Source organism: Cupriavidus campinensis (assembly GCF_905397395.1).
Classification (GTDB): domain Bacteria; phylum Pseudomonadota; class Gammaproteobacteria; order Burkholderiales; family Burkholderiaceae; genus Cupriavidus; species Cupriavidus campinensis.
Map to the genome: position 1 here is coordinate 16,297 of NZ_CAJPVH010000063.1, position 13,237 is coordinate 29,533.

The 13,237-nt window shown below is 66.6% G+C and carries 12 protein-coding genes; 9 read left to right on the plus strand and 3 right to left on the minus strand.

The window, feature by feature from the left end:
- Nucleotides 1–99: 99 nt before the first annotated feature.
- The 7 genes from KHO18_RS24145 to KHO18_RS24175 all read left to right on the plus strand — a co-directional run bounded on the left by KHO18_RS24145 (nucleotide 100) and on the right by KHO18_RS24175 (nucleotide 6,057).
- Entirely contained in the window at nucleotides 100–1,581 is a 1,482-nt protein-coding gene (locus KHO18_RS24145) for an RNA polymerase factor sigma-54 (protein ID WP_211944024.1), read from the plus strand.
- Nucleotides 1,582–1,631: 50 nt separating this feature from the next.
- Nucleotides 1,632–1,985: a ribosome hibernation-promoting factor, HPF/YfiA family gene (gene hpf, locus KHO18_RS24150; protein ID WP_092291692.1), complete on the plus strand. Its 354-nt coding sequence runs from the start codon at nucleotides 1,632–1,634 to the stop codon at nucleotides 1,983–1,985.
- 476 nt (nucleotides 1,986–2,461) lie between these two features.
- The gene (locus KHO18_RS24155) at nucleotides 2,462–2,917 is read left to right on the plus strand and encodes a PTS sugar transporter subunit IIA (RefSeq protein ID WP_092291690.1); all 456 of its coding nucleotides are present in this window, start codon (nucleotides 2,462–2,464) and stop codon (nucleotides 2,915–2,917) included.
- A 56-nt stretch (nucleotides 2,918–2,973) separates the two neighbouring features.
- Nucleotides 2,974–3,945 (plus strand): HPr(Ser) kinase/phosphatase, encoded by a 972-nt coding sequence (hprK, locus tag KHO18_RS24160; protein ID WP_008650955.1) that lies wholly within the window; start codon nucleotides 2,974–2,976, stop codon nucleotides 3,943–3,945.
- A 108-nt stretch (nucleotides 3,946–4,053) separates the two neighbouring features.
- Nucleotides 4,054–4,386 (plus strand): PsiF family protein, encoded by a 333-nt coding sequence (locus KHO18_RS24165; RefSeq protein ID WP_144198896.1) that lies wholly within the window; start codon nucleotides 4,054–4,056, stop codon nucleotides 4,384–4,386.
- Nucleotides 4,387–4,450: 64 nt separating this feature from the next.
- Entirely contained in the window at nucleotides 4,451–5,350 is a 900-nt protein-coding gene (rapZ, locus tag KHO18_RS24170; protein WP_144198898.1) for an RNase adapter RapZ, read from the plus strand.
- Between the two features lie 44 nt (nucleotides 5,351–5,394).
- Nucleotides 5,395–6,057 (plus strand): LON peptidase substrate-binding domain-containing protein, encoded by a 663-nt coding sequence (locus tag KHO18_RS24175; RefSeq protein WP_144198901.1) that lies wholly within the window; start codon nucleotides 5,395–5,397, stop codon nucleotides 6,055–6,057.
- Nucleotides 6,058–6,083: 26 nt separating this feature from the next.
- Here the strand turns inward: KHO18_RS24175 and mutY are convergent, their stop codons facing one another.
- The 3 genes from mutY to mutM form a co-directional block, all read right to left on the minus strand.
- On the minus strand, nucleotides 6,084–7,253 hold the full coding sequence (gene mutY, locus KHO18_RS24180; protein WP_144198903.1) for an A/G-specific adenine glycosylase: 1,170 nt from the start codon (nucleotides 7,251–7,253) through the stop codon (nucleotides 6,084–6,086).
- A gap of 69 nt (nucleotides 7,254–7,322) precedes the next feature.
- Entirely contained in the window at nucleotides 7,323–9,266 is a 1,944-nt protein-coding gene (locus KHO18_RS24185; protein ID WP_144198905.1) for a dynamin family protein, read from the minus strand.
- 318 nt (nucleotides 9,267–9,584) lie between these two features.
- Nucleotides 9,585–10,493 carry a bifunctional DNA-formamidopyrimidine glycosylase/DNA-(apurinic or apyrimidinic site) lyase gene (mutM, locus tag KHO18_RS24190; protein ID WP_211944025.1) on the minus strand — a complete coding sequence of 303 codons (909 nt, stop codon included), beginning with the start codon at nucleotides 10,491–10,493 and terminating at the stop codon, nucleotides 9,585–9,587.
- Nucleotides 10,494–10,708: 215 nt separating this feature from the next.
- Between mutM and KHO18_RS24195 the strand changes: the two genes are divergently transcribed.
- Nucleotides 10,709–12,622 carry a tetratricopeptide repeat protein gene (locus tag KHO18_RS24195; protein ID WP_211944026.1) on the plus strand — a complete coding sequence of 638 codons (1,914 nt, stop codon included), beginning with the start codon at nucleotides 10,709–10,711 and terminating at the stop codon, nucleotides 12,620–12,622.
- Nucleotides 12,623–12,790: 168 nt separating this feature from the next.
- On the plus strand, nucleotides 12,791–13,237 hold a 447-nt coding region (locus tag KHO18_RS24200; protein WP_211944027.1), incomplete at its 3' end, for an outer membrane lipoprotein LolB.

A 13,237-nucleotide genomic window follows, 5' to 3' on the forward strand; every position in this document is an offset into this window, starting at 1 on the left:
GGCCTCCACGGCGACAGCCGGGGTCGATCAGGAAGCCAGAGCGATAGGCGATAGCAATTTCCGTTCCATAGTCGGAAGGATGCGCATAGAATAGGTCGCATGAAACCGTCGCTTCAGCTTCGTCTCTCGCAACATCTGGCATTGACCCCACAGCTGCAACAGTCGATTCGATTGTTGCAGCTCTCGACGCTTGAACTCCAGCAGGAAGTGGAACAGGCGCTCACCGAAAACCCCCTGCTCGAACGCGAAAACGACTGGATCGAAAGCCCGCTGCGGGTGTCCGCCGATGGCTCGGTCAACCTCCAGAGCGCCCCGGCGCCGGCCTCCTCCGAGCCGCAGCCCAACGGCGACGCGCGCAGCGACGGGGCATCCAGCGGCGAGGACGACAACTACAACGACAACGGCAGCGAGGACTACGGCAGCGACTGGAGCCTCGACGACTTTGCCCGCCGCCCGCAGGGCGACGAGGACGAAAAGACGCCGATGCAGCTGCGCGACGCCGAACCCACGCTGCGCGAGCACCTGATGGAGCAGCTGGCCCCGCTGAAGATCTCGGTGCGCGACAAGGGCCTCGCCATCTTTCTGGTCGAGTCGCTCGACGATGACGGCTACCTGAGCGCCTCGCTCGAGGAAATCTGCACCGAACTGCCCGACGAACTCGAATTCGAGATCGACGAAGTCCACGCGATCCTGACCCTGCTGCAGAGCTTCGACCCGCCCGGCGTGGGCGCGCGCAATGCCGCCGAGTGCCTCAGCCTGCAATTGCGGCGCCTGAAGCACCCGCACCGCGACCTGGCGCTGACCATCGTCAACCATCACCTGGAATTGTTGGCCGTGCGCGACTACACACGGCTAAAGAAAGCGCTCCAGGTGGACGAAATAGCACTGAAGGCGGCTCACGAACTGATTCGCTCGCTGGCGCCGTATCCGGGGCATGCGTTCAACCGTCCCGAGGCCGACTTCGTGGTGCCCGACGTGTTCGTGCGCAAGAGCGGCAGCGGGTGGATCGCGGCGCTCAATCCGGACGTCATGCCACGGCTGCGCATCAACGACATGTATGCGCAGATTCTGCGCGGCGCGAAGGGCGAATCGGGGACGGCGGGCCTGCAGCAGAAGCTTCAGGAGGCGCGGTGGCTTATCAAGAACATCCAGCAACGATTCGACACGATCCTGCGTGTTTCTCAGGCCATTGTCGAACGTCAAAAGAACTTTTTCACGCATGGCGAAATCGCGATGCGCCCCTTGGTTTTGCGGGAAATAGCCGATACACTCGGTTTACATGAGTCGACCATTTCCCGGGTCACCACGAATAAATACATGGCCACGCCCATGGGTACTTTCGAGTTGAAGTACTTCTTTGGGAGCCACGTCTCCACGGAGACTGGCGGCGCGGCCTCTTCCACGGCAATCCGCGCGCTGATCAAGCAACTGATAGGAGCCGAAGACCCCAGGAATCCCCTTTCCGACAGCCGGATCGCCGAACTGCTGGGTGAGCAAGGCTTCGTGGTCGCACGCCGCACGGTGGCCAAATACCGCGAAGCGCTCAAGATCCCCGCAGTGAATCTCCGCAAGACTTTGTAGCCGAGCCGCAACCGCCTGCCTGGTGCGGCTCTTTCAGAAGGAGAAGCGCTATGAACTTCAAGATCAGTGGACACCACCTCGACATCACGCCCCCGCTGCGTGAGTATGTGGAAACGAAACTGGAGCGAATTGTCAGGCATTTCGATCAGGTCATCGGCGTGAGCGTGCTGCTATCGGTGGACAACCACAAGGAGAAGGACCGGCGCCAGTACGCGGAAATCAATCTGCATCTGAAGGGGAAGGACATCTTCGTCGAAGCGCATCATGAAGATCTGTATGCGGCGATCGACTGTCTGGTCGACAAGCTCGACCGCCAGGTCATCCGCTACAAGGACCGCGTACAGGGCCATGATCGCGAGGCGGTGAAGTACCAGATGGCCGCCCAGCAACTGACGCAGCAGTAGACCTGCAGGCAACCGGAAGCAGAGCGGTTGCCAACCCTGCAGAGGACTGAAAAGAAGAGCTCAAGCCGCGCAATCAGCGCGGCTTTTTTGATGCTCGCGCGCCATGGCGGTGACGGTGCGGGCACCTGGAATGTTTCGTTACCTTATTGCCACGCCCGAGGGCGACCCGGGGCCCCCGGGAGCGGTCAAAATGGGAACAAGTGTTCGCAAGCCGCCCGCCACGGTGTATGCTCCGCCATACAAATAACGACAGGACGGCCCCGGGACACCCCGGGTGGGCAAGCCGGCCGGCACGTCGTGGCACCGCCGCGACCCCGGCGCTGCATCGCAAAATCGCGGTGGAGCCCTGCTCTATAATGGCCGGACGCTCCAATGCGGGCGTCCCAGACAAGTTCTCGGTACCCTAGCTTCGCCCCGTATCCGGCGGGACGGCCTTCGCGCCCCGGCCCGCTAACCTGACTTCTCGCGCATCGCCCATGAATCGTTTGGCCAAATTGCTGCCACCCGGCAACATCCATCTCGACGTCACCGTCACCAGCAAGAAGCGGGTCTTCGAGCAAGCCGGGCTCCTGTTCGAGAACAACCATGGCGTGGCCCGCGCTACCGTGACCGATAACCTGTTCGCGCGCGAATCGCTGGGTTCCACGGGCCTGGGCGCCGGCGTGGCCATTCCGCACGGCCGCATCAAGGGCCTCAAGCAGCCGCTGGCCGGCTTCATGCGCCTGGCCGAGCCCATCCCGTTCGAATCGCCGGACGGCAAGCCGGTGTCGCTGTTGATCTTCCTGCTCGTGCCGGAACAGGCCACGCAACAACATCTGGAAATCCTGTCGGAAATCGCCCAGCTGCTCTCGGACCGCGAGATGCGCGAGGGCCTCGCCACGCTACCCACGTCGGAAGCGGTGCATGATCTGCTGACGCAGTGGCATCCCTGACTCCCGCCCCAACGGCCGCCTGAAACGGCCTGTCTGCCCCCGAAAGTCATACGCGCATGGAACTCACCGGCGTCACCTCGCAGTCGATCTTCGACGACAACGCAGCCGACATCAAGCTCTCGTGGGTCGCCGGCCTGGAAGGCGCCGACCGGGCCTTCGACGTGGAATTCGCCCGTGAAGCCACCTCGGCGGCGGACCTCGTCGGCCACTTGAACCTGATCCACCCGAACCGGATCCAGGTGCTCGGCAAGCCGGAAATCCTGTATTACCAGCGGCTCGACGATGAGCCGCGCAAGCGCCAGATGGGCGAGCTGATCCTGCTCGAGCCGCCGTTCCTCGTCGTGGCCGATGGCATGGAGCCGCCGCCGGACCTGGAGCTGCGCTGCACGCGCTCGTCCACGCCGCTGTTCACCACGCCGGTGTCGTCGGCGGCCGTGATCGACCACCTGCGGCTCTACCTGTCACGCATCTCCGCCCCGCGCGTGACGATGCACGGCGTGTTCCTCGACATCCTCGGCATGGGCGTGCTGATCATGGGCGAATCCGGCCTGGGCAAGAGCGAACTGGGCCTGGAACTGATTTCGCGCGGCCATGGCCTGGTGGCCGACGATGCCGTCGATTTCGTGCGACTTGGGCCCGACTTCATCGAGGGCCGCTGCCCACCGCTGCTGCAGAACCTGCTGGAAGTGCGCGGCCTGGGCCTGCTCGACATCAAGACGATCTTCGGCGAGACGGCCGTGCGGCGGAAGATGAAGCTCAAGCTGGTGGTGCAGCTGGTGCGCCGCAACGACGGCGAGTTCGAGCGCCTGCCGCTGGACTCGCAATATCTCGATGTCCTGGGCCTGCCGATCCACATGGTGAAAATCCAGGTTGCGGCCGGCCGCAACCTGGCCGTGCTGGTTGAGGCGGCCGTGCGCAACACGATACTGCGCCTGCGCGGCATCGACACCCTGCGCGATTTCATGGACCGCCAGCGCGCCGCCATGCAGGCGGACGTGGTCTCGCGCGGCCAGGGCCGCCTGCTCTGACGCGGGGGCGCGTCAACGCGCCCCGGCACTCCATCGTTTGTGCTGTAATGGGCATCGAGCCAAAGGATCGGACCCATTCGTAGTGTTTCCACAGCCAAGGAGAGAAGCATGAAGAAGCTGATCGCGATGTGTGTGCTGGTGACCCCGCTGCTTGCCACGGGCGCGTTTGCCCAGAGTGCCTCGGCCCCCGCCGCGGCCGGCGACAAGGCCGCCAACGCCCAACAGGACAAGATGAAGGCCTGCAACGCGCAGGCCACCGGCAAGAAGGGCGACGAACGCAAGGCGTTCATGAGCGACTGCCTCTCCAACAAGCCGGCCGCCGCCGCGGAACCCAAGACCCAGCAGGACAAGATGTCCGCCTGCAGCAAGCAGGGCAAGGGCAAGAAGGGCGACGACTACAAGAAGTTCATGAGCGACTGCCTGTCCAAGCCTGCGGCCTGATCGTCACTTTTTGTGCGCCGGGTGTCATGACGCAGCCATCACCCGGTGCTATCCTTGCAGGGCTATGCGGATCCTCCTCATCACCGGAATCTCCGGCTCCGGCAAGTCTGTCGCCCTCAATGTCCTGGAAGATGCAGGCTACTACTGCGTCGACAACCTCCCGGCACAATTCCTGCCCGAGCTGACCAGCTACCTGGCCGAGCAGGGCTACACCCACCTCGGCGTGGCCACCGACATTCGCAGTCGCGAGTCGCTGGCGCGGCTGCCGGACACCGTGCGCCAGCTCGCCGCCGCCGGCCACCAGGTGCAGGTGCTGTTCCTGACCGCCAACACCGACGCGCTGGTGCAGCGATACTCCGAGACACGCCGCCGTCACCCGCTCTCCGGGCGCGTGGCCGAGGCACCCGCCCTGCCCGGCAGCGCCAATGCCGATGCGGCACCGCACGACACCTCGCTGATCGAAGCCATCGAGATGGAGCGCGAATTGCTGAGCCCGCTGGCCGAATCGGCGCACCGCATCGACACCAGCAACGTCCGTACCAACACGCTGCGCAGCTGGATCAAGGAATTGATCCGGGGCGACAGCCAGCAACTCACCCTGCTGTTTGAATCGTTCGGCTTCAAGCATGGCGTGCCGAGTGACGCGGACATGGTCTTCGACGTCCGCTCGCTGCCCAACCCCTACTACGACCTCGCGCTGCGCCCGCTCACGGGCCGCGACGTGCCGGTAATCGACTTCCTGCAAAGCCAGCCGATGGTGCTGGCGATGGCCGAGGACATCCGCGCCTACGTGGAGAAGTGGCTGCCGAGTTTCATTGCCGATAACCGCAGCTACCTGACCGTGGCGATTGGCTGCACGGGCGGTCAGCACCGCTCGGTGTTTATCGCCGAAAGACTTGCCAACTACTTCCGGGCACATGGTAATGTGCTGGTCAGACACCGCGAGCTTGCCCCGGCAGGCTGACGCGCAACGTCCCTCCCTGGCAGTGGAACCGGAGTCGGCATCGCATGTCGTCACATCCACCAGACACTGGTCATTCGACGCATCCCGCGCCTGATCTGGACGCGCTGCCGCTGTTTCCGCTCCACACGGTACTGTTTCCCGATGGCCGCCTGCCGCTGCGCGTGTTCGAGGCGCGCTATGTGGACATGGTGCGCAACTGCATGCGCGACCGCACGCCGTTCGGCGTCTGCCTGATCGCGAGTGGCAACGAGGTGGCGCAGCCGGACCAGCCCACCGTGCCCGAAGACGTGGGCTGCCTGGCCGATATCGTCGACTGCAATATGGAACAACTTGGCGTGCTGCTGATCGAGGCGCGCGGCCGGCAACGCTTCCAGATCCTTTCCCACAGCACGCGTGATGACGGCCTGATCGTGGCCCGGGTGGCGTTGCTGCCGCCCGACGAGATCGACTGCAAGCTCGAATTGCTCGGCGAATGCCTGTCGGCGCTGCGGCGCATCGTCAGCGCCATCCATGCCGAGCAGGCCGACAAATCGCGCCTGCCCTTCAACGAGCCGTATCTCTGGGACGACCCGAGCTGGGTCGCCAACCGGCTCTGCGAGTTGCTGCCGGTGCCACTCAAAGCCAAGCAGATGCTGATGGCGCTGCCCGATGCCGGCATGCGCATCGAGATCGTCCACCGCTACATGCGCCAGCATCACATCGTCTGACGCCCCTCGCCATTTCCTGAGTTTTCCTAGAACAAGCCGCCGCGCGCCTGATCTTCGAGCAGCCGCCGCACCGGTGCGGGCGTGCCTAGCGCGTCGAGGTCGTCGAGCGACAACCAGCGTCGGCTGACGCCGTCGTCCGCGCCGCTGTGCAGCGCCAGCGCGCCAAGGTCCACCCGCACCGCGCGGATCAACAGGCGGAAGTGTGTGAACACATGCGTCAGCTCGCCGGCCAGCGTCGCGGACGTCGGCACGCCGAATTGCCGGGCGACTTCGCGCGCGGCGTCCTCGGCGGCGTCCGCATCGAAGGGCACCGTGTCGACGGGCATTTCGGGCAGGCTCCACAGGCCGCCCCAAATGCCACTGTCGGGTCGTAGATTGACGAGAACGTCGCGGCCGTGGCGGATGATCAGCATGACCGTGCTGCGCTCGGGAATCGCGGCGCGCGGCTTCGGCGTCGGCAGCGTGCCGGTCAGGCCCTCACGGCGGGCCACGCATTGGTCGGACAGCGGGCAGGCCGCCGCATCGGCCAGGCAGGCCGGCTTGCCACGCGAGCAGATCGTCGCGCCCAGGTCCATCAAGCCTTGCGTGTAGGCCACCATGTCTTCGGCCTGATGCGGGCCGGCGGGCGGCAAGGCGCGCTCGGCCAGCGCCCACATCCGCGTTTCGATGGCCCGCTCGCCCGGATAGCCGGGGATGCCGAACACGCGCGCGAACACGCGTTTCACGTTGCCGTCGAGGATGGGCGAGCGCACGCCGGCGCTGAACGCGGCGATGGCCGCCGCCGTCGAGCGGCCGATGCCGGGCAGCGTGACCAGCACGGCCGGATCGGTCGGGAACACGCCGCCGTGCTCGTCCATGACCGCCTTCGCACAGCGGTGCAGGTTGCGCGCCCGCGAGTAGTAGCCCAGGCCGGCCCAGAGCGCCATGACGGCGTCAGCCGGCGCGGCGGCCAGCGTGGCCACGGTGGGCAGCGCGGTCACAAAGCGCTGGAAGTACTCGATCACCGCCGCCACCTGGGTCTGCTGGAGCATGATCTCGGACAGCCAGATCCGGTACGGGTCGCGCGTGTTCTGCCACGGCAGGTCGTGCCGGCCATGCGTGCGCTGCCACGTCACCACGCGGGCGCCGAAGTCGTCGGGCACGGCAATGTCGGGGCTGGCTGGAAGTGTGGGGGCGGCGGCTGACTTGCGGGGCATTGCGGCGATGGGGAAAAGAAAAGCGCCGCTCGAAGGCGGCGCCACATGATACCGCGATGCGGTGCCCGGTCAGGCCGCGCGCACGCCCTGCTCGACTGGCGGTTCGACGAGAACCTTGGCAAACGCCTCGATCTTGTTGCTGCGCTCGTCCAGGCCGTTGAGCACCTGTTCGAGTTCGGCGATGCGGCTCTCCAGCGTGTCGGTGGCCTCGTGGATGCGTTCGATCGAATCCACCCGGCGGCGCAGTTGCTTCTGATGCTCGCGCACCTGCGCCTCGAGCGGCGTCATCACAGACTTCAGCCAGATCTCGATGTCGCGGTTCAGGTCTCGGAAATTCTCCAGAACCCGGCTCGCCATCGTTGCGAATGCGTTTTGCACCAGCTGCGGCCGCGAGCGGGTGAGCATGTTCACCGTGCCGAAGTGGTTGTTCACCAGTTGCAGCGTTTCCTGCAGCTCCACCGCGTAGCGCGCCGTGACGAACTGCATCGGCGCCGGCAGCGTGAAGCCGTGCTCGGCGTTGAAACGGCGATACATGCTGTCCACCAGCTGATGCAGGCCGGCGATCTTCTGGTCGGCATCGTGGATCAGGCCGGTCAGCTGGCCGAACAGCGCCTCCATGTCCTCGCGCAGGCCGCGCGAGAAGAAGCGCTCCTTCATCTGCTCCCGGGCGTCACGCATGGTGCGGCGCACGTCGCGCAACTGCAGGCTCTTGATGATGTCCGCGCTGTGGCGGCCGAAGACCAGGCGCAACGCCTGGAACTTCGAGATGCTCTGCTCGAATTCCTCTTTCTCGCCCTGCACGCGCAGCAGCATGTGCTTGACCATCGCGTGGTTCTTGCCGCGCAGGCCGCGCAGCTCGAACAATTGCTCGACGATGTCCCGGCGGCGGCTTTGCAGCAACTGCTGGGCACCGCGCGACATGTCCTGCACCAGGCGCTGCACCTGATCGGACACGATTTCGCGCCGCTGCGGAATCAGCTGGTCGGACAGCACGTGCTCGAACTGCGGCAGGTTGCTGCGCACCAGCATCGGCTGGTCGTGGGTGACCTTGGCGACCAGGCCCTTCTGCGCCGAGACCGGGTAGACGCGGCGCTCCTCGATGCCGAGGATCTGGGCCGTCGAGCGGACCTGCCGCGAAATCTCGCTGGCGATCTCCGGGGACGACTTGAGCGGGTCCCAGAGCCCGTCGATCTTGTTCAGCACGGCCAGGCAGCCCCGGCGATGGCCGGCGCCCACGTGGCTGCGCCACAGTTCGAGGTCGCTCTTGGTCACGCCGGCGTCGGCGGCCAGCACGAAGACCACCACATGCGCATCGGGGATCAGCCGCAGCGTCAGCTCCGGCTCGGTACCGATCGCGTTCAGGCCCGGCGTGTCGAGGATGACCAGGCCCTGGCGCAGCAGCGGGTGCGGAAAGTTGATCACCGCATGGCGCCAGCGCGAGATCTCGACCATGCCATCGGCATCGACCGACCACGCGGCGTCCGGGTCGTTCTCGTTATAGAGGCCGAGCGATTCGGCCACGGCCGGCGTCACGCGCGTGGTTTCCACCACGTGCTGGAACGCGGCCAGCATGCCCTCGGGCGACGACGGGTCCAGCGGCACCGTGGTCCAGTGCGAGTTGGACGCGCCGGGCTCCATGAAATCGGCCGTGGAGGCGTCGTGCAGGCGCGTCTCGATCGGCAGCAGGCGGATGCACGGCTGCTCGTTCTCGTCGTAGCGCAGTTCGGTCGGACACATCGTGGTCCGGCCCGCCGACGACGGCAGAATGCGCCGGCCGTAGTCGGCAAAGAAAATGGCGTTGATCAGCTCGCTCTTGCCGCGCGAGAACTCGGCGATGAACGCCACCTTGAGGCGGTCGCTCTTGAGAACGTTCTGAATGCGCTGGACGCGGTCATCCGCGGTGGCGTCATAGAGGTCGTACTGTTGCAGCCACGACTGGAATTCGGCGAGAGACTTGAGGACCCCGGTTCTCCAGGCGCCATATTGTTCGAATTGATGGGCGAGGCTCGTCATGGAGTTGTGCGCGTTCGCTGTTTCGGCTCGGATTTATTGGTTCGAACTCGTACGACCCGCCTCGCGCAAGGCTACCCGTTGACCCTCGGACCCCGCCACGAGACGCGCGCCGGATCAATGCCACATTGGTGGGAGATTCGGCGCTTTTTGTAACTTTTTATGTCTGCGCACACGATACATGGTTTGTGTCGGATTTTGTGGAATTCGCGCCCCTTGCGCGCGCCGCCGTCACAGAGTGTTGCGCGGAGCCATCGGCATTGCCGGACGACAATGTATGGACATTGGATCGTCACGCTCGCCACGCCGCCGAAACGCCCGTCAGTGCTGGCAATGCGGGCAGTAGAAGGTAGAGCGCTGGCCCTGCACGATCTGGCGGATCGGGGTGCCGCAAACGCGACATGGCGCGCCGGCCCGGTCGTAGACGAAGCAGTCCAGCTGGAAGTAGCCGCTGCTGCCGTCGCTGCCGACGAAGTCGCGCAGCGTGCTGCCGCCCCGGGCGATGGCCTCGGCCAGTGTCTCGCGCACGGCCACGGCCAGCTTGTCGCAGCGGGCGGCACTGAGCCGGCCCGCCGCCGTGGTCGGCCGGATGCCGGCCCTGAACAGGCTCTCCGAACAATAGATATTGCCCACGCCCACCACGATCTCGCCGGCCAGCAGCGCGGTCTTGATCGCCACGGACCGGCCCCGCGTATGGCGATGGAGCCAGGCGCCGTCGAAGCGCGGATCGAACGGCTCGAGGCCAAGTTTGCGCAGCAGCGGATGTTCTCCGAGGGTGGCCTCGGGCAGGGGGCTCCAGATGATCGCCCCGAAACGGCGGGGATCGCGGAAGCGCAGGACCACCGGGGAGGCGCCGGGGGGGTTGTCGGGCGCAGCCAGGACCAGGTCGAGGTGATCGTGCGTGCCCGGGGGTGGTGCATCGGGATAGACCCGCAGCGTGCCGGTCATGCCGAGGTGAATCAGCAGCCAGCCGATGGCGCTGTCGTCCTCCAGTCCTTCCATGCCCTCTGCGCCACATCCGGTGCCGGCCGCCGGCAGGCATTCGAGCAGCAGGTACTTGCCACGCCGCTCGATGCGCCCGATCACGCGCCCGGCCAGCCGCGCCTCCAGTTCCGGCTCCACCGGCCAGCGCAGGCCGCGGTGACGCACCGTCACGTCGACAATACGCCGCCCCACCACGTGCGGCAGCAGTCCGCGCCGCGTGACTTCCACTTCCGGCAATTCCGGCATCGCCCCAAAACCTCCTTCGCGTCTTCCTTTGGCCTTCGCATCAGAACCTCTTGCCCGGTTCGGCGCTCCAATCTCGCAAGAACCGGTGGCGCGCGCAGCGCGCTGTGCGGGTTCCCAAACGCAATGGCCCCTCGCGGCAAGCAGGGCATTGTAGCGGCAGGCTACAATGCCTCTCATCCATTCCTACGCCCCCGCGCGCCCGGAGCATCGATTTCATGCCGGACTTCCGTTCGTCCCTTCAGGCCATGCGCCCGGACCTCTTTCCGATGACTGCATTTCCCGCCGCGCCAGCAGGCCCCGCCAGCGGCTTGCGCCGCCATGCGCGTGCGCTGGCCGTCTCTGCCTGCCTTGCATTTGGCGCATTTGCCACCGTGGCGCAAGCCGCGCCGCCCCGGCTGGCGCAGGGCAATGAAGAAGCTATCGAGGTGCCGCCGCCGGCCTCCCTGACCAAGCCCCGCGCGCCGCGCACGCCGCTGCCGAATGTGTCGCTGACGCCAGACATCCTCTACCGGGTGCTGGCGGCCGAGATCTCGCTCCAGCGTGGCCTGGTCGGCACCGCCTACCGCACCTACATGGACCTCGCGCGCCAGACGCACGACCCGCGCCTGGCCCAGCGCGCCACGGAAATCGCGTTCAACGCGCGGATTTCGCAGCAGGCGCTGGACGCCGCCCGGCTCTGGACCGAACTGGCGCCCACCTCGCCCGCCGCGCGGCAGGTGCTCTCCACCCTGCTGGTGCTGAACGGCCGCTGGGACGAGGCCGAGCCGCTGCTGGTGCAGCAGCTGGCCAGCTCGCCCCCGGGCCAGCGCCCGGAAGCCATCCTGCAGATGCAGCAGCAGATCTCGCGCACCAGCGACCCGGCCGGCGCCGTGGCCGTGCTCCAGCGCGTGACCGCCAACGACACCAAATTCGCCGAGACGCACCTGGCCCTCGCCCGCGCCAAGGAAGCAGCCGGCGACAACACCGGCGCGCTGGCCGAGCTGGACGAGGCGCTGCGCATCAAGCCCGACCTCGAAGCCGCCGCGCTGATGGCCGCCGAACTCCAGGCCGAAAGCGCGCCGGACAAGTCCATCGCCCTGCTCAAGCGCTTCCTGGCCAAGGCGCCGGCCTCGGTCAACGGCCATATCACGCTGGCCCGGCTGTACCTGCAGAAGAACGACATGGAAGCCGCGCGCGCCGAGTTCGAGGCGCTGCGCAAGGTCGCCCCGAACGACCCGCGCGTGCCGCTGGCGCTGGGCCTGACCAGCCTCCAGGCGCGCAGCTACGACGACGCCGAGCGCTACCTGCAGGAATACCTGCGCATGGCCGAGAAATCCCCGGCCGCCAATCCGGACGTCGCCTTCCAGTACCTGGCGCAGATCGCCGAGGAAAAGAAGAACTATGCGCAGGCCATCCAGTGGCTCGACCGCATCGAGGACAGCCGGCTGGCGCCGGCCGCCCAGGCCAAGCGCGCGCAGCTGCTGGCGCGCATGGGCAAGCTCGACGACGCCCAGGCCGTGTTCAGCGACATGCTGGCCGATGCCGAGGACATCGCCGACCCTGGCCAGCGCGGCCAGCGCATGACCGCGATCCGCCAGGCCGAAGTCGCCACGCTGATCGACGCCAAGGCCTACGACCGCGCGCGCAAGTCACTGGAGGAACGGGTGCGCGTGGAGCCGGACAATGCCGACTGGGTCTACGAACTGGCGATGCTCGACGAGCGCGAGAAGCGCTACGACAGCATGGAACGCGGGCTGCGCAAGGTCATTGCCATGCAGCCTGAGCAGAAGCAGGGCTACAACGCGCTCGGCTACTCGCTGGCCGACCGCAACGAGCGGCTGGCGGAGGCCCGCAAGCTGCTGGAACGCGCGTCCGAACTGGGCCCGGACGATCCCTACATCATGGACAGCCTGGGCTGGGTGAAGTATCGCCAGGGTGAGCTGCAACCGGCCGCCGAGTTGCTGCGCAACGCCTACTCGAAGGCGCCCGAGGCCGAAATCGGCGCGCATCTGGGCGAGGTGCTCTGGCAACTGGGCCAGCATGACGAGGCGCGCCGCACCTGGACCGAGGCCGCCAAGGCGGAGCCCGAGAACCAGACCCTGATCGACACGCTGCGCCGTTACAACCAGAACGTGCTGCTGTCCAAGTAAGCTGCCAACCGGCCCGGGCGGCCTTCCATCCGATGCAATACCGTGCGATGGAAGGCGCCGGGCGCTGTCGTGCGCAGGCTGCCGCCCCCGGCGGCCATTGCCACACATCGCCCCACATCGCCACTCATCGTCATACATCCCGATTTTTCCGACCGACGACTCATGACCATGCTCCGATCCCGTCGCCTGGCCCTGTTCTGCCTTGCCGCCCCGCTCTGGGTGGCCGGCTGCGCCAGCGTGGCGCCCTCGCGCGGCTTCGACGCCAGCGAGACCGCCCGCAGCGAGCACTACTCGGGCCGCTTCGCCGCCAACTACACCCGCTATGGCCGCAACGAAGGCGTGCAGGGCAGCTTCCGCTGGGAGGAACAGGGGCGCAACGTGCGGCTGGACCTGGTCTCGCCGCTGGGCCAGACGCTGGCCGTGGTGACTTCCACGCCCTCGGGCGCCACGCTCGACCTGCCCAATGAGCCGCCGCGCAACGCGCCCGAGGTGGACGCGCTGATGGAACAGGCGCTGGGCTTCTCGCTGCCCGTCTCGGGCATGCGCGACTGGCTGCACGGCCGCCCCGCGCCGGGCGCGCCGGCCAACGCCACGCGCGACGTGCGCGGCCGCCTG

What these genes read in the sequence shown, in the direction of transcription:
- KHO18_RS24175 (WP_144198901.1), top strand. Translation starts at nt 5,395, where the DNA reads ATGTCGTCACATCCACCAGACACTGGTCATTCGACGCATCCCGCGCCT.
- hprK (WP_008650955.1), top strand. Translation starts at nt 2,974, where the DNA reads ATGGAACTCACCGGCGTCACCTCGCAGTCGATCTTCGACGACAACGCA.
- mutM (WP_211944025.1), bottom strand. Translation starts at nt 10,493, where the DNA reads ATGCCGGAATTGCCGGAAGTGGAAGTCACGCGGCGCGGACTGCTGCCG.
- KHO18_RS24185 (WP_144198905.1), bottom strand. Translation starts at nt 9,266, where the DNA reads ATGACGAGCCTCGCCCATCAATTCGAACAATATGGCGCCTGGAGAACC.
- KHO18_RS24145 (WP_211944024.1), top strand. Translation starts at nt 100, where the DNA reads ATGAAACCGTCGCTTCAGCTTCGTCTCTCGCAACATCTGGCATTGACC.
- KHO18_RS24195 (WP_211944026.1), top strand. Translation starts at nt 10,709, where the DNA reads ATGCCGGACTTCCGTTCGTCCCTTCAGGCCATGCGCCCGGACCTCTTT.
- mutY (WP_144198903.1), bottom strand. Translation starts at nt 7,253, where the DNA reads ATGCCCCGCAAGTCAGCCGCCGCCCCCACACTTCCAGCCAGCCCCGAC.
- KHO18_RS24155 (WP_092291690.1), top strand. Translation starts at nt 2,462, where the DNA reads ATGAATCGTTTGGCCAAATTGCTGCCACCCGGCAACATCCATCTCGAC.
- hpf (WP_092291692.1), top strand. Translation starts at nt 1,632, where the DNA reads ATGAACTTCAAGATCAGTGGACACCACCTCGACATCACGCCCCCGCTG.
- rapZ (WP_144198898.1), top strand. Translation starts at nt 4,451, where the DNA reads ATGCGGATCCTCCTCATCACCGGAATCTCCGGCTCCGGCAAGTCTGTC.
- KHO18_RS24165 (WP_144198896.1), top strand. Translation starts at nt 4,054, where the DNA reads ATGAAGAAGCTGATCGCGATGTGTGTGCTGGTGACCCCGCTGCTTGCC.